Genomic DNA, 21,047 nt, shown 5'->3' with positions numbered 1-21,047 from the left:
GGTCACGTCAGGTCGATCCGGCGGATCCGCCGGGCGCCCAGCGCGGCGATCATGATCGCGAGTGCCGCGTAGAGGGCGGTCTCGGTCAGCTGGAACCGTAGGTAGCGGTTCGCCGGCTGGTAGGTCGCCCGCTGGGTCAGCCCGAGGGCGTTGATGGCGGCGTCGCAGTCGGCGATGGTGCCGGTGGTCGAGGTGCAGGCGGTGCGCCCGTTGCCCGCGGTCGTCCGCCTCCCGACCCTGAGAATACCCTGAGGTATTCTCTCAGGGTATTCTCTCGGGTAATAGGTCGGCGTAGCGTACGCCGCGTGAATGTTCCCTCGACGATCCTGGCGCTGCTCGAGCCCGAACCGAGCCATGGCTACGAGCTCAAGCGCGAATACGACCACTACTTCGCGGTCAGCGGCCGCCCGCTGTCGTTCGGCCACCTCTACGGCACCCTGTCCCGCCTCGAACGGGACGGGCAGATTCAGGTGCTCGGGGCCGAACCGGGCGAAGGCCCCGACCGCAAGCGGTTCGTCATCACTGCGGCCGGGGTCACCCAGGTCGAGCAGTGGCTGGCCGAGCCGGAGAAGCCCGAGCCGATGCTGCAGGCCACCCTCTACGTCAAGGTGGTGCTGGCCCTGCTCTCCGGTCGCGCGGCGGCCGAGCATCTCGAAGCCCAGCGGCAGGCCCACCTGGAACGCATGCACGAGCTGACCGCGATGCGCAAGGCGGGCCCGCTCGACCGCACGCTTCTCGCCGACTACGGACTGTTTCATCTCGAGGCCGACCTGCGGTGGATCGACGTCACCGTCGCCCGGCTCGACCAGTTGCGAAAGGAGCTGGGCAAATGACCTTCCTCAAGGCGGACCGTCTGACCAAGGCGTTCGGCTCGACCCCGGCGTTGCGGGGCGCGAGCCTGGACGTCGAGCGCGGCGAGATCCTGGCCGTGATGGGCCCCAGTGGCTCCGGCAAGTCGACGCTGCTGCACTGCCTGGCCGGCATCTTCACGCCGGACTCGGGCGAGGTGTGGTTCGACGGGCGGCGGGTCGACACGATGGGGGACCGGGAGCGGACGGCGTTGCGGCGTACGGCGTTCGGCTTCGTGTTCCAGTTCGGACAGTTGGTGCCGGAGCTCACCGCGGTCGACAACATCGCGCTGCCGTTGCTGTTGGACGGTGTCCGGCGGCGCACGGCGTACGGGAAAGCGGGCGAGTGGTTCGCCCGCCTGGGACTCGATGGTCTGGAAACTCGGCGCATGGGTGAGCTCTCGGGCGGCCAGGCTCAGCGGGTCGCCGTCGGGCGCGCGCTGGTGACCGGGCCGTCGGTGCTGTTCGCCGACGAGCCGACCGGCGCTCTCGACTCGCTGACCGGCGAGAACGTGATGGATCTGCTCGTCGACACGGTTCGCGCCGTGGACGCCACGGTCGTGCTGGTCACTCACGACGCCCGGGTCGCCGCGCACGCCGACCGGCGCGTGACGGTGCGCGACGGCGAGGTTCTGGCCGGAGTGAAACGGGTGGAGGTCTGATGTTCCGCCTCGGATTCCATCTGACCCTGCGCAGCGGCCGCGAGGGACTGGTCCGGCTGCTGGTCACCACCCTCGCGGTCGGCGTCGGAGTCGGGCTGCTGCTGTCGGTGCTCGCGATGTTCCAGGCCTACTCGTCGACCGTCGACCGGCCATGCTGGGAATGCACCTCATCCGCCTCGGACACCGGCTCTCTACTGTGGAACTACAGCCAGGACTACTACGACGGCGCCACGATCGAACGCCTCGACGTCGCCACCCTCGCCGCCGGCGCGCCGACGATGCCCGGCCTCGCGCACCTGCCGGCCGCCGGGCAGTACTACGCGTCTCCGGCCCTGGCCAAGCTTCTCGCCGGAACCCCGGAAAACCTTCTCGGCGCCCGATTCCCGGGCACGCTTTCCGGTACGGTCGGGGCCGCGGCCCTGGACGGCCCGGACGAACTGGCTGTCGTCGTCGGGCGCCCCGCGGCCGAACTGCGGTCACTCCCGCGCACGATCCGCGTCCCGGCCGTCAACACCGCCCCGCGCGGCCTCGGCACCTCGCAGTTCTACCAGTTCGGCTTCGCGCTCGGCACGGTCGCGCTGCTCGTACCGATGATGGTGCTGATCGGCAACGCCACCCGGATCGCGGCCGCCCGGCGCGAGGAACGCTACGCCGCCATGCGCCTGGTCGGGGCCACCCGCCGCCAGATCGGCCTGTTCGCCTCGATGGAGTCCATTGTGGGTGCCGCCGCGGGGGCGGTGCTCGGCCTCGGCATCTACGCCCTACTCCGGCCCGGGCTCGTCCGGATTCCGTTGCTGGGCTTCCGGTTCTTCCCCCAGACCATCAGCCCGACCGGCGCGGGCATCGCTGTCGCGTTGATCGCCGTGCCGGTCGCGGCGGCGGTGGCCGGCCTGATCTCGCTGCGCCGGGTCGGCATCTCGCCGCTCGGGGTCTCCCGTCGGGTCACCCCGCCCGCGCCCCGCGCCTGGCGGATCATCCCGCTGCTCGCCGGCCTCGCCGTCTTCTGCTTTCCGCTGACCGCCGACCCGGAGAAGCAGCGGAACTCACCCGGCCTGGCCGTCGGCAGCTTGATCCTGGTCATGCTCGGCCTGCTGATCGCCGGTCCGTGGCTGTCGATGATGTCGGCCCGGCTGCTCGGGCGATGGTCGTCCGGCGGTTCGGGGCTGCTCGCGGCGCGGCGGCTGGCCGACAATCCGCGGGCCGCGTTCCGCGCGGTTTCCGGGCTCGTGCTGGCGGTGATGATCGGCACCGCGCTGGCCTCGATCGTGCCCGCCGCCGTCGCCTCCGAGAAGGTGGGCGGCAGCGGCTCGCTCGACGACGTGCTGCGGGTCGGCTTCGTCAACGGAGGCGGCCCCAAGCAGGCGCTGCAATACGGGCTGGCTCCGGCCGACGCCAAGCCGGTGCTCGACGCGATCGCCGCGGTGCCCGGGACCGACGCGATCCCGCTCTACCACCCGTCCGGCGGCGAGGGCCCGGCCACGCTGGTCCGCTGCGCCGACCTGGCCCGGCTGCCCGCGCTCGCCACCTGCCCGGCCGGCGCGCCGACCGTGCTGGTCGACACCGGGGCCATCTACACCGACAACGTCTCGGCGCTCGACCGGCAGCTGCCGTTGCCGACCAGTCCCGCCCGGGTCGCCGACCCGTCCGGGCTCCTCCTGTCCGACCTGCTGGTGCGCACCGACAGCCCGGCCACCCTGGAACGCGTCCGGACCGCGCTGAGCCCCTACTCCGGGCTCGTCGACCCGTTCGAGTCGCCGATGACCTTCGGCGAGGTGGGCCATGTCCGGGCCAAGTTGTACGACGAGATCCAGCGCGTGGTGATCATCGTCGCCGCGGTGACGATGCTGATCGCCGGAAGCAGTCTCGCGGTCGCCGTCGCCGGTGGGCTGGTCGAGCGCAAGCGGCCCTTCACGCTGCTGCGCGTCAGCGGCACGAATACCGGCGTCCTCTACCGCACGGTGCTGCTGGAGACCGTGCTCCCCCTGCTGGGGGCCACCGCGGTCGCGGCCGGGGTCGGGCTCGCGCTCGCGTACCCGATCGCCCGGGCGCTGGCGCCGGGCCGGCACGCTCTGGTGCTGCCGAGCGGCAGCTACTACATCGTTCTCGGCGCGAGCCTGGTCGCCGCGCTCGCCATCATCGCCGCCTGTCTGCCGATTCTCGGCCGCATCACGGCGACGCGGAACGTGCGTTTCGAATGACACCCCGTCCCTCGAGCGGGCCCGGCCGGCCGGAGCCGGGTCTGCTCAGGGGCGCAGCTGCCGCTGCATCCCGTCGAGGATGAAGTCCAGGGCCTGCACCACCTGCTCTTCGGTCGTGGGACCGGCGGGTGCCGCCATCCAGCCGGACAGCAGCGGGTAGGCGCCTGGATCGGTCACCGACCGGTGGATCTCGCGGATCGCCGCGATCAGGTCGGCGGCGTTGTCGATGCCGTAGGTGTGCGCCATCCTTCGCTCCTCGGCGTCGACGACCGCGGCGGAGAAAACGTGCCGGTCGAGCAGGGCCAGATAGGACAAAGCCCGGGGGACGTCCGCCCCGGCATCCACCAGCAGCCGGAGCACCGCTTCGGTGCGGCGCATGGTGTTCGGGCCGAGCGGCGGCCGGGTGTGCACGAGCTGGGCGTACCAGAGGTGCCGGTGGGCCATCTCCCAGCTGTCCAGACCCAGCTGCCGCAGGGCGGCCCGCCATCCGGGCGCGGGATCGGGCAGCGGCACCTCGGAGATCGCGGCGTCGAGCATGAGGTCTATGAGACCTTCCTTGCTCTGCACGTAGCGGTAGAGCGACATCGAGGTGTAGTCGCCGAGCCGGCCGGCCACTGCGGCCATGGTCAGCGCGGCCGCGCCGTGGGCGTCGGCGACCTCGATGGCCGCGGTGACGATCGACCGGCGGCTGAGCGCCCGGCGGGCCGGCGGGGCCGGCGTCGACCAGATGAGCGGGATCGGACGGCTCTGAGACGGCACGAAAACAGCTTCCCTCCACGCTCGAAGTTTATATAGTAAACGCAAAGTTTACAGCATAAACGACGGAGGTTGAAGGACGATGCAGGATCGGATCCGGCTGGGCATCGTGCGGGCCATCTCGTACGGGATGTTCGGACCACCCGAGGAGTTCATGCCTCAGCTGCGGGGGCTCGGCGCGGGCCTGGTGCGCGTCTATGTCTACTGGGCGCAGGTCGAGCCACAGCCGGGGGAGTACGACTGGCGGGTGGTGGACGCCCTGCTGGCCCAGCTCGACCCGGCCGACGACGTGTGGGTGACCGTCTGTTCCAGCTCACCGTGGGCGACCAAGGTGCCGACAGACTTTCAGCCGCCGTCACCGGCCACCGACGACGACGCCTACCGCCGGTTCGTGCGGAAACTGGTCGAGCGGTTCGGTGGCCGGGTGGGCTGGTGGCAGTGCAACAACGAACCCAGCAACACCGGCCTGCTGTGGGCCGGCACCGCTGACGAATACGTCCATCAGCTCCGGATCTTCGCGCGGGAGGTACGTGCCGCCGACGCCACGGCGAAGGTGGTGCTCGGCGGGTGCGGCTATGACATGTTGTCGAGCCCGGTCGGCAGCGCGCCCTGGCAGTTCTTCGACACCGTGGCCGGCGCGGCCGGTGACAGCTACGACTGCTTCGACGTCCACCTCTATGACGACCCCGGCCACGTGCCGGGCCACCTGCGGCGGGCGCGCGACCTGATGCGTTCGTACGGCTACGAGAAGGAGATCGTGGTTGGCGAGCACAACGGTCCGATGCTTTTCGACTTCCCGGACGCCCTGGCCGCGCTCGAGCAGGCGATGATGGCCGCCTTCGCCGAGTCGGCCCAGGTGCCGGCCGTCGCGATGAGCACGGCCGACCTGGCCGGCCAGATGGTCGTGGAGACGCCCGACCGCCGTGCCGTGCGCCGGCTGTACGAGGACGTCGACCGGCAGCCCCGCGAACTGCGGATGTTCATGGCCGACCCACCGGCCGAGCTCGCCGCCCTGCGTGACCGGGTCGCCTGCCGCCAACTGGTTCAGCGCGCGCTCCTCGCCCTGTCCGCGGGGGTGCGGACGCTGGTGTGCTGGAACCTCGCGCCGGTGGTCGGCGGCTACACCGACCCCTACAACGTGATGGACCTGATGTTCGGCACGCTGGCCCTGGCCGGCTGGCGCGACGGGCGCATCGCGGCCGTCCGTCCGACCGGCCGCGTCCACCAGCTGCTCGCCCGGCAGGTGGCCGGGGCCCCGTGACGTCGTACCGCTGGACGTCGCGGACGGCGTGCACGTCTTCCGGATCTCCCCCTCCACCGGGCCCGACCGCCTCGCCGTCTGGGCCGGGAGCGAGGACCCCCTCGACGAATCCGGTCCGTCGCGCCGGCTCCGGCTGCCGTGGCCGTTCGACAGCGGGCAGGCGACGGACGTGTTCGGGCACCACCGGCGGCTGCGGCTCGACGCCGGGTGGGTCGAGCTCGACGCGGACGCGACCCCGGTGTTCCTTACGGTGCCGGAGGGCTGAGCCGTGCGGTGCAAGACCGGCACCGGGTCCGGCCGGGGGTCGGACCGCGGGTGGAGGCCGGGGCGGCGGGTCCACCCACGGGTGGATGCGGTTCAGGTCCCGGGCGGACGCTTTCGACGGGCGGGCTGCCTAGCGTCGTCACCATGAGTTTTCGGGAAAGTGGGCCAGGTGACGGTGAACCGGCGGTGGCCGCGCTGGACGTCGGGAAACGGTACGGCAGGCGGTGGGTCCTGGCCGACGCGACCGTCAGCGTGCCGGCCGGAAGCGTCGTGGCTCTGGTCGGGCCCAACGGCGCCGGCAAGACAACCTTGTTGCACGTGGCGGTCGGGCTGGTCCAGGCGGACGCCGGGCGGGTGACCGTCTTCGGGGTGCCACCGCGGGCGGCGACCGCTCGCGGCGACGTCGGTTTCGTGGCCCAGGACCGGCCGTTGTACCGGCGGTTCCGGGTGGGCGAGCTGCTGCGGATGGGGGCGGTGCTGAACCCCCGCTGGGACCAGCGCTATGCCGTGCAGCGGCTGGAGGGCCTGGGAATCGCCCTGGGCCGGCGGGCGGGCTCGTTGTCCGGCGGCGAGCAGGCACAGACGGCATTGACGCTGGCCCTGGCGAAACGGCCGCGGCTGCTGCTGCTCGACGAACCGGCGGCGGCGTTGGATCCGCTGGCCCGGCGGGCCTTTCTCGATGACGTACGCGGCGAGACCGCCGCGCGGGGCATCACGGTGGTGCACTCGTCGCACGACGTCGCCGAGCTCGATCGGGCCTGCGACCGTCTCGTGATCGTCAAAGGCGGAACCGTCGTCCGCGCCGGCGCGGTCGCCGACCTCCTCGGCGCCGGGCAGCGCCTGGAGGACTTCATCTTGCGCGTTCTCGGCGCCGGCGCGGCGGAGGCTACGGCATGATCTGGCTGTCCTGGCGTCAGCACCGCCATCACCTGCTCGCCGCGGCGGCCGGGATCGCGATCCTGTTTTCCGCCTATCTGGCAATGCGTGGCCCGCTGGTCTCCTATCTGCGCGGGAGCGGGTTGACCACCTGCCTGGCCCGGCCGGATGAGGGCTGCGGGGACCTGGTCGAGGGCCTGCGCGCGAAGTATCCCGCGCTTCTCGACGTGCTGCCGTACCTGAATCTGGCGCCCGCCCTGGCCGGCCTGTTCTGGGGCGCCCCGCTGATCGCCGGTGAAGTCGAATCCGGCACTCACCGCCTGGCGTGGACGCAGGGCACCGGCCGGCTGGGCTGGCTCGGGACGAAGGTGGCCCTGCTGGGGGCCGGCTGCGTGGTGTTCGGCCTGGCGGCCGGCGTGCTCGACCGATGGTTCCTCGACCCCTACATCACCTCCGGCGCGATCAGCCCGGTCGAGCGGAACTGGGTCGGCCTGCTCGGGATCGCACCGGCCGCATACGCGCTGTTCGCCTTCGCCCTGGGAGCGGCGGCAGGCACCTGTGTGCGCCGGACGCTGCCCGCGATGGTGGTCACGCTCGCCGGCTTCATGCCGGTACGACTGGTCTGGGAACAGCTGCGATACCACCTGTTGTCCCCGGTCCGGGCGGTCTATCCGCTGGACGCCGCTCGGCCGCCCGGTGTGTCGCGCCAGGACTGGCGGCTGGACCTGACCGGCGTGGTCGATCGCGCGGGTGACGCGGTCAGCCCGGCGCGGGCCGCCCAGTGGTGTGCCGGCTCGAGTGGCGCGGACAAGGACGGCCTGGACGGTTGCCTCGCCGCGCACGGGGCGCAGCGGCTCGACTGGTACATCCCCGCGAGCCGGTTCTGGCATCTGCAGGCTCTCGACACCGCGGTGTTCGGCACGCTGGCCGGGCTGCTGCTGGTGGTCCTGGCGCTGCGGGTCGTCCGCCGGGTCAGCTGAGCCATATGCTCGCCGGGATGGACCGGGTGACGCGGCTGATCCGGCGCGTGGGGCCGACGTCGGCGGACGCGGCACCAGCGGTGGTGCTGCTGGCTGCGACCGTCGTCTTCGCGGCCCGGAGCACCGACCCGTTCCCGTTCGGCATCCTGCTGGCCGCCGCGGCGGTGGCCTGGCGGCGCCGGTGGCCGACCGCGGTGTGTGTCGCGGTCGGTCTCGGCCTGTTGGTCACGTTCCCGCTGCCGATAGCGGACGTGGTCGTGCTGATCGCCGCGGTGTGCCTGGTCCTGGCCGGCTATGCCGGCGCCGCCTACGCCCGCCGGCCGTGGCTGGGACCGGCGTTGCTCATCGCGGTCGTCACGCCGTTCGCCGGCGGCAGCCGACTGCCCGTGCCCGACGTCGCCGTCCCGTTTCTGGTGGTGTGCAGCGCGTGGCTGGCCGGCGTCGCCGTGCGGTCCCGGGCCCGAACGGCACTGGCCTGGCAGGCGCAGGCGGATCGGGCTGTCCGCGAACGCGACAGCGCGTACGCCACGGCGGTGCGAGACGAGCGGGCCCGCATCGCCCGCGAACTGCACGATGTGGTGACCCACCGGGTGAGCGTCATGGTCATCGCCGCCGGGGCGGCACGGACGCTGCTGCCCGGCGACCCGGACCGGGCCGGCGGGCAACTGCACCTGATCGAGGCCGGTGGCCGGGAAGCGCTCGCTGACCTGCGGGGCATGCTCAACCTGCTGGCCACTGTCAGCGACGACGCCGGCCTGACGCCCCAACCCGGTCTGGCCATGGTGCCCGACCTGGTCGCGAGCGTCACCGCCGCCGGCCTACCCGTCACCTGCCACGTCACCGGCGCGTCCCGGCCGCTGCCGCCCGGGCTCGACCTCGCCGCCTACCGCATCATCCAGGAGGCACTGACCAACTCGCTGCGGCACTCCAGCCGCGCCGGCACCCGGATCAGCGTCGATCTCGGCAACGACACGCTGACCCTGGTCATCGCGGACGACCAGCCGCCGGCCGGGCGGTCCCCGGCCTCGGGCAGCGGACGCGGGCTCATCGGCATCCGGGAACGCGCCGACTCGTACGGCGGCCGGGTAGTCATCGACGACGATCCGGCCCGGCCGTTCACCGTTACCGTCCACCTGCCGGTCCCGTACGGCGCCGACGCCCGGACAGCGCCGTGATCCGCATGGTCGTCGTCGACGACGATCCTCTCGTGCGCACCGGGCTCGGCATCATCCTCGACGCCGCCCCGGACATCACGGTCGTCGCCGAGGCCGGCGACGGTTCGGCCGCCGTCGCCGTGGTCCGCCGGGAACGCCCCGATGTCGTGCTGCTGGACGTCCGGATGCCGGGCACGGACGGACTCACCGCGGCCCGTACGCTGCTCGCGGAGCGGGCGCCCTGGAAGGTCATCATGCTGACGACCTTCGACCTGGACGAATACGTGTACGCCGCCCTCCAGAGCGGCGCGAGTGGGTTTCTTCTCAAGGACATCCCACCCGAGCGGCTCGTCTCCTCGATTCGTCACGTCCTCACCGGAGACGTGCTCCTCGCCCCGACGATCACCACCCGGCTGGTCGCCCGGCACTGCGCCCCGGCCGGGAACGGGCGACCCGAGCGGCTGGCCGGCCTGACCGCCCGGGAACGCGAGGTCCTCGCGCTGATCGGTGCGGGCCTGTCCAACATCGAGATCGCCGGCCGGCTGCTGCTCGGTGAGGCGACCGTGAAGACCCATGTCGGCCGCGTCTTCGCCAAACTCGGCCTGCGCGACCGGGTCCAGGCCGTCATCACCGCCTACGAGACCGGCTTGGCGCCGCCAGACCGGCACCATCGCAGCCAGTGACTTCACCGGCGCCAACCTGGTGCCGTTCCGCCGGCGTCCGTGGGGTTTCGGCAGCGGACGCCGGCGGTCGTTCGGCCCGGGAGAGGCGACTCAGCCGGGCAGCACCGCGGTGTGCTGGATGCGGACGGCGTCGAGTTCGGCCGGGGCCAGGCCCAGCAGCCGCAGGACGGTCGGCGCGATCTGGGTGGTCTCGACCGGCCGGGTCACCGTGTGCCGGGCGGCGGTGTCGGCGCCGGAGACGAGGATCGGGACGTTGCGGTCGGCCGGGGTGTCACCGCCGTGCTCGGCGATCTTCGACTTCTTGCTGGTGTAGACGGTGCCGGGCTGGGCGATGCCGATCACGTCCGGGACGCGCGCGTCCCCCGGGCGTACGCCGATGAACGCGGCCGCCGCCGCGCCCGCATAGACCCGGGTGAGCCCGGAGGCGGTGTACGGCTTGGCTGCTCCGGTGATGTCGTAGCCGGTGCCGTTGTGGTGCAGCAGGAAGTTCTGGGCGAAGGCCGTGGCGGCAGGGGAGCGGTCGGTCAGCCACATCAGCATCGTGTCGTCGTCGATGGCGAACGCGACCAGCGAGCCCGCGTGGCCGGCGGCCTTCCAGGCCGCGTTCAGGGCGTCGATGACGGCGCCGTCGTCGATGCGGGTCAGCTGGGCCGGAACGGTGGGCGACTGGCCGTGCTTGGCCGACACGATGATCGTGGTCCGGCCGGACAGGTGCTGCTTGGCCAGTTCGGCGGTGAACCGGCCGAGCTGGGAGTCGACGAAGTCCAGCGCCGAGGAGAGCACCGGCCCGGGCGTACGGCCGTCGGCCTGATAGCCGCCCGCCTGGCCGTCGGAGATCGGCAGCTTCTGGGCCGTCGAGACGGACTGGAAGTTCAGGCCGAAGACCGCCGGGGTGCCCAGCTTGATCGAGTGGCTGTGGTCGTAGCCGTCGATCTGGTTGAGCACAGCCCGCACCTTGTAGCCGTCGTACTGCTGGGTGAGGCGGTTGGCCGTGGTCCAGTCGTCGCCGGCGGTGTCCGCGGTGCTGTTGATCTCCGGGGTGAACAGGTCCTGGATGCCGGCGCCGGACGGGCCTTGGAGCAGGTCGTAGGCGGGGTGCTTGTCCGACCAGGCGGTGACCAGGCCGTGCGCCCGGGCGACCTCGAAGACGGTGTTCACCTTGACGTACTGGTGGGGGTAGACCGGCTGGCAGGTGGCCGGGTCGACCGGCAGCTGGGCCGGGTCGAGCAGCTGTTCGGGGGAGCCGGTCATCGAGAGGATGGATCCGGGCAGGCCGGTCAGTCCCTGGCCGGCGTCGAGGCGGGAGGAGTCACGGTCGGCCGGTTCGGCGTAGTCGACCTCGGCGCCGGGCTTGGCGCCGGCGCAGGTGGTGGTGCCGGCGGGCAGCAGGGCCGGGTTCCAGGTGTCGTCGTAGTAGACGCCGGTGGTCCGCGGGTCGCCGCCGGTGATCTGGGCCAGCATGCCCGGGAACGAGTCGGACGGGAACGGCGTCGCCGCGTTGCGGTAGCTGGTGCCCGCGGCGGTGAGCGCGGCCAGCGTCGAGTGTGGATGGGTACGCACGTACCAGTCGAGGTCCTGCTGGTGCATGCCGTCGATCGAGATCAGCAGGACGTGCGACGCGGGTGCCGGGTGGGCTCGCGCCGGGGCGGCGGCCGGCACGGCCAGCAGCCCCAGCACGGCGGCCGCGCCGAAGACAGAACGGATCATCTCGTCTGTCTAGGTGCGCACGGTTAACGGCCGCTCGCGCACGGCCGAACGCCCGGTGACGCGGGCATCGACGAACGTCTCGTGCCTTCAGCGGCTTTTCAGGTCCTCTGTGCCGTCGCCGGAGTCCGGACGGTCGCGGTCAGGGCAGGTACCGCACCTGGGGGAAGGCCGGGCTCGGGCCTTCGAGCAGGCGCTGTCGCCGGCCGCGGAGGTGCTGCTCGAAGAAGGCGAGCGGGTACGCCCGCTGAATGCGTACGGCGGCGGCCGGGTCGAGGGTTCCGATCCAGCCGGCGAGGTCCGCGTCGCTCATTCCGGTGATCGTCGCGAGCTGTGGGATCAGCCACTGGTGGTCGCAGTAGCCGCCGTGCAGGGCGCCGTCGGCCTGTATGTTGAGCCGCCATCCGCGCAGCAGCGACCAGAACTGTTCGACGGCGGGCTCGGCGGCCCGGGTGAACTCGGCGGTCATCATCATGAACGGCCGGTCGATGGCGGCGACCGGAGGGTTCGACTCCATCGGGCCGTCGAAGCTGAGCCCGGCCCGGACGCGCCGGTCGGTGTTCATCATGAGGGCGGTGGCGGTGCCGCCCTTGGACCAGCCGAACATGCCGAGGCGGTGCAGGTCGAGCGCGGCGCCCAGGCCGGCGGGCAGCGGACGCCGTCCGGCGTCGGGGTTGCGGCCGGCGGCGAGGTCCTCGATGCGGTCGAGGACGAACCGCATGTCGGCGACGTGGTCCCAGGGGGTGGTCGGCAGGTCTTCGTCGGGGACGCTGAGCCGGCCGCCGGGCAGTTCGGTGTACGCGTCGCCGGTGTGGTCGACCGTGACGACGACGTTGCCGTGACTGACGAGTTCCTGGACGACGATGGTCGTCTCGGAACGGTGTCCGCCGGCGCCGTGCGAGTACAGGATCACGGGCTGCCGGCCGAGCTTGCGCATGACCGGAGCCCCTTCGTGGGCCGCGGTGAGGGGAGAGGCGGCGACGTCGGCGGGGAACCCGTTCTCGCTGAGCAGCGCGCGCAGTGGCGCGTCGGCCAGCCACGCCGCGGTCCGACCGCGCCGGTCGGCCGGGTACCAGACGCTGACCATCAGTTCCCGCGTCTTGTTCACCAGGTGCAGCGTTACGGTGCCGAGGGGACAGGGTCCGGTGGGCGCGGGCAGGGTGAGCCGGGCCGGGGCCGCCCAGCCGGGTTTCGCGCCGGCGAGCGGAAGAGCGACGCCGGCGGCGACGGCGGCGGTCAGCAGGTGTCGGCGGGTCAGGGCGAGGGTCATGAGTCCTCCGGGGTCAGTCGTTGCGCACCGTGTCGGGGCCGGTCAGTCGGCGCAGCAGGGGCATCGTGGAGACGATCAGGGCGAGGGAGACGACCAGGCCCGCCACGGTGATGACGTAGTAGGCGGCGCCGGGCGGGTGCAGGACGTAGTCGAGTTGCGACTTCAGGAACAGCGCGGCCGAGAGGAACCCGGCGGCGATCGCGACCGCCGAGACGGCGAGCAGCGGCACGGCGCTCTCCAGCAGGACGACGCGGCGCAGTTCGGTCAGGCGCAGGCCGGCCAGCCGGAGCATCGCGAAGGGCTGTTTGCGCTCGTTGAGGCCGCCGGTGATGCTGACCGCGAGACTGCAGCCGGCGATGACCAGGCTGGCGATGATGACGATGTCGGCCAGGCGCTGCAGCTGGATGAGCAGGCGGGTGTTGTCGCCGCGGTAGTCGCCTTCTGAGGCGGCGCCGTCCACGAACGGGAACGCGTTCTCGAGCAGGGTGCGGGACGTCTCGAGGGCGGCCGGCGACCCGTCGGTGTCGACGGCGACCCCGATGACCTGCTGCCGGTCGAGCGGGACGTCGGGGGCGGCCGGCCATTCGGGATCGGGGCCGACGGCCACGGGTCCGCCGCCCGGCGGCACCAGATCGGGAAAGACCTGGGCGGCCGTCGCGCCGGGGGAACAGTGGCCGCTGCCGGGGATCCGGGCGAGGTCGGCGCAGCTTATCAGTGCGGGCCAGGAGTTCTGCGCGCTCCGATCCTCTCGTGGGTTGCGCCGGATCAGGACGACCGACTTCACGCCGGGCACCGTGGTCAGCGCGGACGGCACCGCGGCCGGGTCGAGCGCTTCCGGGCCGTCGTCGCCCCAGAAGTTGACGCTCATCAGGTTGTGCACGATCGGGGTGGCCGTGCTGTCGCCGCGCTCACCCACGTAGGTGGTGATCACTCCGGTGGCAACGCTGCCGACGAACAGGGCCAGGGCGAGGCCGCTGATCGACCGGAAGCCGGCCCGCGGGTCGTCGGCCAGCCGGCGCCCGGCGATCATGGCGGGCGGGCGGCGGGCGAGGCGGGCCAGCAGCCGCGAGCCGGTCATGGTCAGCCACGGCCCGGCGACGACCACCCCGACCATCACGACGAGGATGCCGGTGAGGTAGGCCCCGGTCTGCCCGTTCGTGGTGGCCGGCCGGCGTCCGACGAACCAGGCCAGCTCGGCCAGGCCGGCCAGCAGAGGCAGAAGACGCCAGGCCCGCGGTGGTTTCGGGGTGACTCGGCGCATCACGCCGAGCGGCGATATCCGTACGCGCCGGAGCGCGAGCCGTGCGGCGAGCGCGGCCCCGATCGGCACCCCGAGAAGCACCGCCAGCGCGCCGGGCCAGGTGAGCACCAGGTCGTCGAGGTAGAACCGCAGGCCGGTGAACGGGAACTGGGCCAGCGCCGGGCGCAGCGCGAAGAACAGGCCGAAGCCGAGCACCGTGCCGGCGGCCGAGGCGAGCAGCGATTCGATCGTGGCCAGCGTGGCGACCTGCCGGGGCGTCGCGCCGATCAGGCGCATCGCGGCGAACCGTTGCTCGCGGCGGGCGGCCGACAGCCGGGTCGCGACGCCGATGAAGATCAGCAGGGGGAAGAGCAGCGCGGCCCGACCACGGAGAGGACCAGGGTCATGCCGTTGTCGCCGGTGCCGACATAGCAGCGCAGGCAGTGGTCGGGGGAGACGCTGACGATCCGGGTGATCCGGGTGGCGCCGGGCAGCTTCTGTACCTCGGCGGGCGTATGACCGACGACGACGATCGGCAGGTCGGGTGAGGCGAGCGCATCGCGGCCGAGAACGCCGGTCCGCCGTCCCGGGAAGCGGTCGCCGAGCTGGGCGGCCGGTGTGGTGGCGAGCAGCTCGGCCATGGCGGGGGAGACGGCGTACTCGCCCGGGCCGGGCAGGGCGGTCAGGCCCGGCGGCACCGGGCCGTGCGGGCCGGTGACCGCGACGTCGATCCGGGCGATCGGCTTTCCTCGGAAGTAGTCCTCGCGCAGCGCCCACCAGGCCGGGTCGGCCGCCTCAGGCCCGGTCGCGGCCTCGGCGTGGGCGCTGTTGAGCCAGGCGTAGTGGGCGTTCTGCCCCTGGGCGGCGGTCATGCCGGCCAGCGCCGACAGCACCAGGCCGACGCCGATGGCGACCGCCGCGCCGATGATCGCCAGCCGGGCGATCGCGACCCGGCCGCCGGCCACCGCCATCCGCAGTCCGAGCCGGATCACGCGGTCACCTCCTGCGGGTCGAAGGAGGTGACGCGGCCGTCGCGGACGATGACCTCGCGGTCCGCGTACGCCGCGACCCGCGGCTCGTGCGTGACGAGTACGACCGTGGTGCCCCGTTCGCGGGCGAGGCTCACGAGCAGGTTCATGACCTGTTCGCCGGTGAGGGAGTCGAGCGCGCCGGTCGGCTCGTCGGCGAACAGCACCTGCGGCTCGCCGGCCAGCGCCCGGGCGAGCGCGACCCGCTGGGCCTGGCCGCCGGACAGCTCACCGGAACGGCGGCCGTGCAACCCTTCGAGGCCGAGGCGGTCGAACCACTCCCGCGCCTGCCGCAGCGCGGGCTCCCGTCGTACGCCGGCGAGCAACAGTGGCAGCGCGACGTTCTCCTCCGCGGTGAGCTCGGGGACCAGCTGACCGAACTGGAAGACGAACCCGAACCGGTCGCGGCGCAGTTCGCTGCGCCGGGTCTCGTCGAGGGTGTCGATGCGCCGCCCGTCGACCAGGATCTCGCCCGCGTCGGGCACCAGGATGCCGGCCAGGCAGTGCAGCAGCGTCGACTTGCCGGAGCCGCTCGGGCCCATCACGGCGACGATCTCCCCCGTGGCGATCGTCAGGTCGGCCCCGCGCAGCGCCGCGGTGGCGCCGAAGGAGAGCGCCACGCCGCGCGCCGACAGCGCCGCGGTCATCGCCGCACCTTCTCACGCAGCTGGTCGAGCCGGGCCGCGGTCAGGTCGATCCAGCGCAGGTCGGCCTCGAGGTGGAACAGGCCGTGGTCGGCGAGCAGGCCGTCGACCAGCTCCCCGGAGCGCTTGATCTCGGTGAGCTCCCGCATGCGCTGCAGGTGCGCGCGGCGCTGGGTGTCGAGATAGACCTCGGCCGGTCGGTCGAGCATGAGCGAGAGCACGACCTTGGCGAACAGCACCGTCTGCAGGTGAGGCTCGGCCTGCACCGGCTCGACCAGCCACGCGTCGACCTCGGTGGCGCCGGTCTCGGTGATCACATAGCGCTTGCGGTCCGGACCGTCGCCGGGCGAGACCTCGTCCATCACGACCTTGCCGTCGCGGGTGAGCCGGGCCAGCGTCGAGTAGACCTGGCCGAACGGCAGGTTCTTGCCGCGACCGAAGTACGTGTCGTAGTCGCGCTTCAGGTCGTAGCCGTGGCTCGGCTCGCGTTCGAGCAGGCCGAGCAGGGTCAGAGGAACGGTCATGGGGGGACCCTACACCGAAGATATACACCGAGTACATACCTCCGGTGTATATCCGGCATCACCAGGGGCGCCGGGTGTTGTCCAGGGACGGATCGTCGCGATGGGTGGCGCTCACGTAGCGGACGAGTGCGACGACGGCGGCCAGGATGCCGGCACTGATGCCGGCCACGCCGATCTGCAGGCCGCCGGCGTCGCGGGGCTCGGACAGGAGGTTGCTCACCGCGACCCCGAGCGGCTGCGTCACGAGGTAGGCCAGCCAGAACGGGATCAGCGCGGGCACGCCCCGGACGCGGCTTGCCAGCCCGGCCACGAGCAGGGCGACCAGGCCGGCGACGGCGCTCACCGACGGGACGGCGAGGCGTTCGGCGGCGGTGCCGAGCACGAAGGTGAGCGCGACCGCCACCCAGTAGAAGGTCTCGCGGCGGCCGGTGTCGATCGTGTGGATCGACAGGGTCTTCTCGGCCGCGAACCAGACCACGAACGTGCCGGCCAGCAGTACCGCCGCGGCGATCACGGTGACGCCGAGCGGCACCTCGAGGATGTCGGTCAGGTTGTCGACGACCAGGCTGCCCATCACGCTGATCAGGACGACCGTGAGCCAGTAGAGCCCGGCGACGTAGCGTGCGGCCGAGAACTGGATCAAGATCACCACGGTCGTGGCGGTGGCGAGGAGCATCGTGGTGATGGCGAGGCCGAGGCCGGCGGTCGTGCCGAGCAGGTCGGCGACCGGGTCGCCGGCCGCCGAGGCCAGGATCTTGATGATCCAGAAGAACACCGAGATCTCGGGCGTCTTGCTCAGGTAGCGCCGGAACGGTCGCTGCACGTCGTCCTGCCGTGTGCTGCTCACGTTCGCGAGGCTGGCAACCGGAAGCTAAGAGATCGCTGAACGCGTCGCCGGAGTGCGGCGCAGGCCGAGGTAGGCGACCAGGGCGACGATGACGATCGCCCAGGCCACGGTGACCGGGCCGGTTCCCCAGCCGAGACCGTGGCGGGCGACCGGCACGCCCATCCAGTCGGCGAACGAGGCGCCGAGCGGCCGGGTGATGACGTACGCCGTCCAGAACGCGGCGATCGGGTTGAGCCGGCGGGCCCGGAAGGCCAGGGCCGGGACGCAGATGGCGGCGGCGAACACGAACCCGGAGGTCAGGTAGCCCCAGCCGAGGGTGGTGGCGGTGAGGTCGCCGGCGGCGGTGCCGAGCGCGAAGGTGACCAGGACGGTCGCCCAGTAGAACAGCTCCGGCCGCCCGCGCGTGACGGTGTGGATCGACAGGGTGCGCTCGACGGCGTACCAGGCGCCGAGGACCACGGCGAGGGCGATCGCGAAGCCGGTGGTGGAGACGGCGTACGGGATGCCGAGCCCGACGTGCAGCACGTCGGCCGCCATGGTGCCGAAGACGCTGACCATGACCACCGCGAGCCAGTAGATGCCGGTGCGGTAGCGGCGGGCGCGCAACTGCAGGACCAGGGAGACGGCCAGCGCGGCCGCGCCGGCGGCGACCGCGACCGGCGGGTCGATCGTGCGGGCGAGGAAGTCCGAGGCGGTCTCACCCATGCCGGTGGTCAGCACCTTGATGGTCCAGAACAGGGCGGTCACCTGCGGGACCTTGACCACGAGGCGGGCGCCGGCCGCCGGGCGCCAGATTCGATCATCGACTGTCACGGCGGGTAAGAATCCCGATCCCAACCTGAAAGAGCGCTGAAGTCACGTCGCTCGCTCTTACGGCAGTCGGCTGCTGGTCGGCGTGGTGGGCTGGTCCGCGCGGCGAAAATCGGCCGGCTGAATCGACTCGAGCTGGCGTGGCCCCCGGTTGACCACGTAGATGAAGAGTGCGGACAGCGCGGCGATGAGCACGGCGGCGAGGATGTCGCCGGGGTAGTGGACGCCGGTCCACACGCGGGCGAGGCCGATCAGGATCGCCAGCGGTGTCAGGGCGATCCCGGCCGGCCGGCTGAGGAACACCAGCAGGCCGAAGGCGATCGCGAAGGCCGCGGTCGCGTGGTCGCTGGGCATGCCGACGCCGGCCGCGTGCGGGATCAACTGGTGGACCGGATGATCCTGGAACGGGCGCCGCTCACGGCTGATGTGGGCGAGCGTCTGGCCCAGCCCGAAGGCGAGCACGAGCGTCGCCCCGAAGCCGAGGACGGCCCGGAACCGGCGTCGCAGCAACGCGTAGAGGACGACGGCGCCGGCGATCGAGAACACCAGGTAGACCAGATAGACGGCGGCGAACCGCATCACGTCGTCGACTACCGCCCAGCGCCCGGCCGCCGAGTTGATCAAATTGAATAGCCGGTAATTCACGCTGTCACCATGATGGCCGGGAGGTAAGAATTCGCTGAACGGCTGGAGCGCCCGGTCAGGTTCGGCGACCCGGCTGCCGCCGCGTACCCGGTCGTGGCCTGGTCATCGGTCGGCCCAGCGGGGGAGGCGCCGGTGCGGGGTGACCCGGATCGCGACATCGGCCGAAGCCAGCAGCGGCCGGTCGGAGTCACCTTCGGCGTACGCCCAGACCTGGGTGGCGGGATGCTCGGCCAGGTGTGCGAGGACCCGCCGCCGCTTCTCGGCGCCCCGGCAGTTGCCGCTTCTCAGCGCGCCGGTGAGGCGGCCGTTGACGACGGTCATCTCGGTGCAGATGACGGCGTCGGCCCCGAGCAGCCGGCCGAGATGATGGACGTAGAGGCCGGGCGACGCGGAGGCGATGACCAGGCGGTGACCTTCGCGGCGGTGCCAGGTCCAGCGGGCCAGCGAGTCCGGGCGTAGCCGGGTGTCGGCGAGCCGGGCGGCGTAGCCGCGCGCGACCCGGTCGACCTCCGCGAGTGGGCGGCCGCCGAGGATCCGCTGCAACACCAGCGCCTCCGCGGCGTCGCGCCGGCTGCGGCGGGGGAGATCGCGGCTTGCCGCGACGGCCAGCGCGCGGACGACGGCGGGGGTGCCGGCGATACGGCGCAGGAACGGCAGCAGCGTGTCGCCGCGGGTGAGGGTGCGGTCGAGGGCCCAGACGGCGACCGGCCGGCCGCGGCGGCGCCCCGGTCCGTCGCCGGCGGTGTCGCCGGGCGGCAGGACCCGGGCCGGCTCGGTCACGGTGAGCGGTGGGACGCGACCGGTCATCAGAGTCCGTGCTCGGACGAGGGTCCGACGTCGAGGCCGAGTCCGGCCAGGCGGGGCAGGAACCGGCGGCGGAGCTGGATGAGCGCGGCGAAGGCTGTCCGGACCGGGTTCACGCCGGCACCGCCGTGCTGTGATTCTGCATGGCCGCCTACGTTGGGGGCGGCGGGCTGAGGAAACCCTGAAGGCGTCAGCCGTCGTCGGCGATGCGGTAGCCCGCGCCGCGGACCGTCTCGATGGTCTGACGGTCGAAGGGGTGGTCGATCTTCTTGCGGAGGTAGCCGATGTAGACCTCGACGATGTTCGGGTCGCCGGTGAAGTGGGCGTCCCAGACGTTCTCGAGGATCGCGGTCTTGGTCATGGCCTGGCCGCGGTGGCGCATCAGGAACTCGAGCATGGCGAACTCGCGCGGGGTGACGGCGATCGGCGTGCCGGCCCGGGCGACGCGCCGCTCGGAGGGGTCGAGGGTGAGGTCGCCCGCGCTGAGCACGGCCGGACGGGACGGAGCCCCGCGACGGACCAGCGCGCGCAGGCGGGCGATGAGGACCACGAACGAGAACGGCTTGGTGAGGTAGTCGTCGGCGCCCAGGTCGAACGCGTCGGCCTGGTCGTATTCGCCGTCTTTGGCGGTGAGCATCAGGATCGGTGTCCAGACCTCGCGGCCGCGCAGCGTGCGGCAGATCTCGTAGCCGTTGAGGCCGGGCAGCATGATGTCGAGGATCAGCACGTCGTAGGCGCCGAAGGGTTTCTCGGTGGCCTGCCACAGGCCGTCGACGCCGTCGTGGACCAGGTCGACGGCGAAGCCGGCCGCGGCGAGGCCGTCGCGGATCGTCTCGGCCAGGCTGATCTCGTCCTCGACCACCAGTACGCGCATGGTTCCAGCCTGCGCTTGTGGTGGCTGAAGATGTGCTGAATGTGGTCCCCGCGGTTCTCGGTGGGTCGTTACGGTGGCGGCCATGTTGTACCGGTTGCGTCGTCGTCTCGGGGTTCGTCTGCGTTCGGCGTTGGCGGCCGCGGTGGTGGTGGCGGTGACGTCGTTGCTGGCTGGTGGGGTGCTGCTGGTGGTTGCGCGGGGCATCCTGCTGGACAACGTCAACACCGCGGCCGAGGACCGGGCCAGTCAGGTGGTGGCGTCGTTGAAGGGTGGTGGTTCGGATCTGAGCGCGTTGCTGCGCCCGTCGGCGCGGGATCGCACGGTGGTGCAGGTGTTGGACGGCTCCGGTGCGGTGGTGGCGGCGTCGGACGCGCTGGCCGGGCAGGCGCCGATGTCGCCGTTGCGTCCGGGGCCGAACGAGCGGCTGCGCGATCAGCGGGATCTGTTCGGTGAGCCTTTCCGGATCGTCGCGCTGGGCGCGGACACGGCGGCCGGCAGGCGTACGGTGCTGGTCGCCGAGTCGTTGGACGCGGTCGACGACGCGACCGGGGCGATTGTGGTGGCGTTGCTGCTGGGGTTGCCGTTGCTGGGTCTGGTGGTGGGTGTGGCTACGTTTCTGTTTGTGGGGCGTACGCTGCGGCCGGTCGAGGCGATGCGGGAGCAGGCGGCGGTGATCACGTCGCGGAATTTGCATGAGCGGTTGCCGGTGCCGGCTGCTGATGATGAGATCGCGGCGTTGGCGGCGACGATGAATACGATGCTTGATCGGATCGAGGTGGCGTCGGCTGTTCAGCGGCGTTTTGTCGGTGATGCGAGTCATGAGTTGCGGAGTCCGTTGGCGACGGTGCAGGCCAATGCGGATCTGCTCGACGCGGCGGGCCTGCCCGCGCCGGTGGCCCGGTCGGTGGGGCGGATCCGTGCGGAGAGCGCGCGGATGGCCCGGTTGGTTGAGGATCTGCTGTTGCTGGCGCGTAC

The 21,047-nt window shown here is 72.1% G+C and carries 23 protein-coding genes; 10 read left to right on the top strand and 13 right to left on the bottom strand.

Annotation, left to right across the window (positions count from 1 at the left end):
- Positions 1-2 precede the first annotated feature (2 nt).
- Positions 3-356 (bottom strand): hypothetical protein, encoded by a 354-nt coding sequence (locus AB0M88_RS37965; protein ID WP_364110675.1) that lies wholly within the window; start codon positions 354-356, stop codon positions 3-5.
- On the opposite strand from AB0M88_RS37965, the gene AB0M88_RS37960 reads away from it, so the two are divergent.
- From AB0M88_RS37960 to AB0M88_RS37950, 3 genes are read left to right on the top strand one after another with little or no spacing between them, the layout of a single operon-like run.
- Positions 306-833, top strand: a complete 528-nt coding sequence (locus AB0M88_RS37960; RefSeq protein ID WP_364110674.1) for a helix-turn-helix transcriptional regulator — start codon at positions 306-308, stop codon at positions 831-833. The two genes, AB0M88_RS37965 and AB0M88_RS37960, sit on opposite strands and share 51 nt — an antisense overlap.
- Entirely contained in the window at positions 830-1,510 is a 681-nt protein-coding gene (locus AB0M88_RS37955; protein WP_364110673.1) for an ABC transporter ATP-binding protein, read from the top strand. Before AB0M88_RS37960 ends, AB0M88_RS37955 begins: the two co-directional genes overlap by 4 nt.
- Positions 1,510-3,708: an FtsX-like permease family protein gene (locus tag AB0M88_RS37950; RefSeq protein WP_364110672.1), complete on the top strand. Its 2,199-nt coding sequence runs from the start codon at positions 1,510-1,512 to the stop codon at positions 3,706-3,708. Before AB0M88_RS37955 ends, AB0M88_RS37950 begins: the two co-directional genes overlap by 1 nt.
- A 45-nt stretch (positions 3,709-3,753) precedes the next feature.
- Here AB0M88_RS37950 and AB0M88_RS37945 read toward each other — a convergent pair whose 3' ends face one another.
- Positions 3,754-4,467 (bottom strand): TetR/AcrR family transcriptional regulator C-terminal domain-containing protein, encoded by a 714-nt coding sequence (locus AB0M88_RS37945; RefSeq protein WP_364110671.1) that lies wholly within the window; start codon positions 4,465-4,467, stop codon positions 3,754-3,756.
- A 79-nt stretch (positions 4,468-4,546) separates the two neighbouring features.
- On the opposite strand from AB0M88_RS37945, the gene AB0M88_RS37940 reads away from it, so the two are divergent.
- The 6 genes from AB0M88_RS37940 (at position 4,547) to AB0M88_RS37915 (ending at position 9,682) form a co-directional block, all read left to right on the top strand.
- Positions 4,547-5,725: a hypothetical protein gene (locus AB0M88_RS37940; RefSeq protein WP_364110670.1), complete on the top strand. Its 1,179-nt coding sequence runs from the start codon at positions 4,547-4,549 to the stop codon at positions 5,723-5,725.
- 28 nt (positions 5,726-5,753) lie between these two features.
- Positions 5,754-5,990 (top strand): hypothetical protein, encoded by a 237-nt coding sequence (locus AB0M88_RS37935; protein ID WP_364110669.1) that lies wholly within the window; start codon positions 5,754-5,756, stop codon positions 5,988-5,990.
- Between the two features lie 143 nt (positions 5,991-6,133).
- Positions 6,134-6,886: an ABC transporter ATP-binding protein gene (locus AB0M88_RS37930; RefSeq protein WP_364110668.1), complete on the top strand. Its 753-nt coding sequence runs from the start codon at positions 6,134-6,136 to the stop codon at positions 6,884-6,886.
- Entirely contained in the window at positions 6,883-7,845 is a 963-nt protein-coding gene (locus AB0M88_RS37925; RefSeq protein WP_364110667.1) for a hypothetical protein, read from the top strand. The genes AB0M88_RS37930 and AB0M88_RS37925 overlap by 4 nt, the downstream gene beginning before the upstream one ends.
- Before the next feature lie 17 nt (positions 7,846-7,862).
- The gene (locus AB0M88_RS37920) at positions 7,863-9,020 is read left to right on the top strand and encodes a histidine kinase (RefSeq protein ID WP_364110666.1); all 1,158 of its coding nucleotides are present in this window, start codon (positions 7,863-7,865) and stop codon (positions 9,018-9,020) included.
- 5 nt (positions 9,021-9,025) lie between these two features.
- A complete protein-coding gene (locus tag AB0M88_RS37915) occupies positions 9,026-9,682 on the top strand; it encodes a response regulator transcription factor (protein ID WP_364110693.1) in 657 nt (218 codons plus the stop codon).
- 90 nt (positions 9,683-9,772) lie between these two features.
- Here the strand turns inward: AB0M88_RS37915 and AB0M88_RS37910 are convergent, their stop codons facing one another.
- From AB0M88_RS37910 to AB0M88_RS37860, 11 genes are all read right to left on the bottom strand, one after another.
- Positions 9,773-11,389, bottom strand: a complete 1,617-nt coding sequence (locus AB0M88_RS37910; RefSeq protein WP_364110665.1) for an alkaline phosphatase family protein — start codon at positions 11,387-11,389, stop codon at positions 9,773-9,775.
- A 139-nt stretch (positions 11,390-11,528) separates the two neighbouring features.
- Complete coding sequence (locus tag AB0M88_RS37905) at positions 11,529-12,656, bottom strand: acetylhydrolase (RefSeq protein ID WP_364110664.1); 1,128 nt, start codon at positions 12,654-12,656, stop codon at positions 11,529-11,531.
- 13 nt (positions 12,657-12,669) lie between these two features.
- Positions 12,670-14,229 carry an FtsX-like permease family protein gene (locus tag AB0M88_RS37900; protein ID WP_364110692.1) on the bottom strand — a complete coding sequence of 520 codons (1,560 nt, stop codon included), beginning with the start codon at positions 14,227-14,229 and terminating at the stop codon, positions 12,670-12,672.
- A gap of 23 nt (positions 14,230-14,252) precedes the next feature.
- Positions 14,253-14,888: a hypothetical protein gene (locus tag AB0M88_RS37895; protein ID WP_364110663.1), complete on the bottom strand. Its 636-nt coding sequence runs from the start codon at positions 14,886-14,888 to the stop codon at positions 14,253-14,255.
- The gene (locus AB0M88_RS37890; protein WP_364110662.1) at positions 14,885-15,571 is read right to left on the bottom strand and encodes an ABC transporter ATP-binding protein; all 687 of its coding nucleotides are present in this window, start codon (positions 15,569-15,571) and stop codon (positions 14,885-14,887) included. The genes AB0M88_RS37895 and AB0M88_RS37890 overlap by 4 nt, the downstream gene beginning before the upstream one ends.
- Entirely contained in the window at positions 15,568-16,092 is a 525-nt protein-coding gene (locus AB0M88_RS37885; RefSeq protein ID WP_364110661.1) for a PadR family transcriptional regulator, read from the bottom strand. Before AB0M88_RS37885 ends, AB0M88_RS37890 begins: the two co-directional genes overlap by 4 nt.
- Positions 16,093-16,150: 58 nt before the next feature.
- A complete protein-coding gene (locus AB0M88_RS37880) occupies positions 16,151-16,939 on the bottom strand; it encodes a hypothetical protein (RefSeq protein WP_364110660.1) in 789 nt (262 codons plus the stop codon).
- Between the two features lie 24 nt (positions 16,940-16,963).
- Complete coding sequence (locus AB0M88_RS37875) at positions 16,964-17,752, bottom strand: hypothetical protein (RefSeq protein ID WP_364110659.1); 789 nt, start codon at positions 17,750-17,752, stop codon at positions 16,964-16,966.
- 57 nt (positions 17,753-17,809) lie between these two features.
- Entirely contained in the window at positions 17,810-18,394 is a 585-nt protein-coding gene (locus tag AB0M88_RS37870) for a phosphatase PAP2 family protein (RefSeq protein ID WP_364110658.1), read from the bottom strand.
- 102 nt (positions 18,395-18,496) lie between these two features.
- Complete coding sequence (locus AB0M88_RS37865) at positions 18,497-19,201, bottom strand: HAD-IB family hydrolase (RefSeq protein ID WP_364110657.1); 705 nt, start codon at positions 19,199-19,201, stop codon at positions 18,497-18,499.
- A gap of 187 nt (positions 19,202-19,388) precedes the next feature.
- Positions 19,389-20,072: a response regulator transcription factor gene (locus AB0M88_RS37860; RefSeq protein ID WP_364110656.1), complete on the bottom strand. Its 684-nt coding sequence runs from the start codon at positions 20,070-20,072 to the stop codon at positions 19,389-19,391.
- 82 nt (positions 20,073-20,154) lie between these two features.
- Here AB0M88_RS37860 and AB0M88_RS37855 point away from each other — a divergent pair.
- Positions 20,155-21,047: HAMP domain-containing sensor histidine kinase (locus tag AB0M88_RS37855; protein ID WP_364110655.1), on the top strand; the 893-nt coding region annotated here is incomplete at its 3' end.

Origin of the sequence: Actinoplanes sp. NPDC051411 (assembly GCF_040682075.1) — a bacterium.
GTDB lineage: Bacteria > Actinomycetota > Actinomycetes > Mycobacteriales > Micromonosporaceae > Actinoplanes.
The sequence above is the reverse complement of the archived record's forward strand: the minus strand, read 5'-3'. Positions and strand labels throughout refer to the sequence as shown.

Coding starts and splice junctions, on each gene's coding strand:
- AB0M88_RS37890 (WP_364110662.1), bottom strand. CDS start 15,571: ATGACCGCGGCGCTGTCGGCGCGCGGCGTGGCGCTCTCCTTCGGCGCC.
- AB0M88_RS37940 (WP_364110670.1), top strand. CDS start 4,547: ATGCAGGATCGGATCCGGCTGGGCATCGTGCGGGCCATCTCGTACGGG.
- AB0M88_RS37860 (WP_364110656.1), bottom strand. CDS start 20,072: ATGCGCGTACTGGTGGTCGAGGACGAGATCAGCCTGGCCGAGACGATC.
- AB0M88_RS37955 (WP_364110673.1), top strand. CDS start 830: ATGACCTTCCTCAAGGCGGACCGTCTGACCAAGGCGTTCGGCTCGACC.
- AB0M88_RS37915 (WP_364110693.1), top strand. CDS start 9,026: ATGGTCGTCGTCGACGACGATCCTCTCGTGCGCACCGGGCTCGGCATC.
- AB0M88_RS37925 (WP_364110667.1), top strand. CDS start 6,883: ATGATCTGGCTGTCCTGGCGTCAGCACCGCCATCACCTGCTCGCCGCG.
- AB0M88_RS37965 (WP_364110675.1), bottom strand. CDS start 356: ATGGCTCGGTTCGGGCTCGAGCAGCGCCAGGATCGTCGAGGGAACATT.
- AB0M88_RS37910 (WP_364110665.1), bottom strand. CDS start 11,389: ATGATCCGTTCTGTCTTCGGCGCGGCCGCCGTGCTGGGGCTGCTGGCC.
- AB0M88_RS37865 (WP_364110657.1), bottom strand. CDS start 19,201: ATGACCGGTCGCGTCCCACCGCTCACCGTGACCGAGCCGGCCCGGGTC.
- AB0M88_RS37920 (WP_364110666.1), top strand. CDS start 7,863: ATGGACCGGGTGACGCGGCTGATCCGGCGCGTGGGGCCGACGTCGGCG.
- AB0M88_RS37950 (WP_364110672.1), top strand. CDS start 1,510: ATGTTCCGCCTCGGATTCCATCTGACCCTGCGCAGCGGCCGCGAGGGA.
- AB0M88_RS37905 (WP_364110664.1), bottom strand. CDS start 12,656: ATGACCCTCGCCCTGACCCGCCGACACCTGCTGACCGCCGCCGTCGCC.
- AB0M88_RS37885 (WP_364110661.1), bottom strand. CDS start 16,092: ATGACCGTTCCTCTGACCCTGCTCGGCCTGCTCGAACGCGAGCCGAGC.
- AB0M88_RS37930 (WP_364110668.1), top strand. CDS start 6,134: ATGAGTTTTCGGGAAAGTGGGCCAGGTGACGGTGAACCGGCGGTGGCC.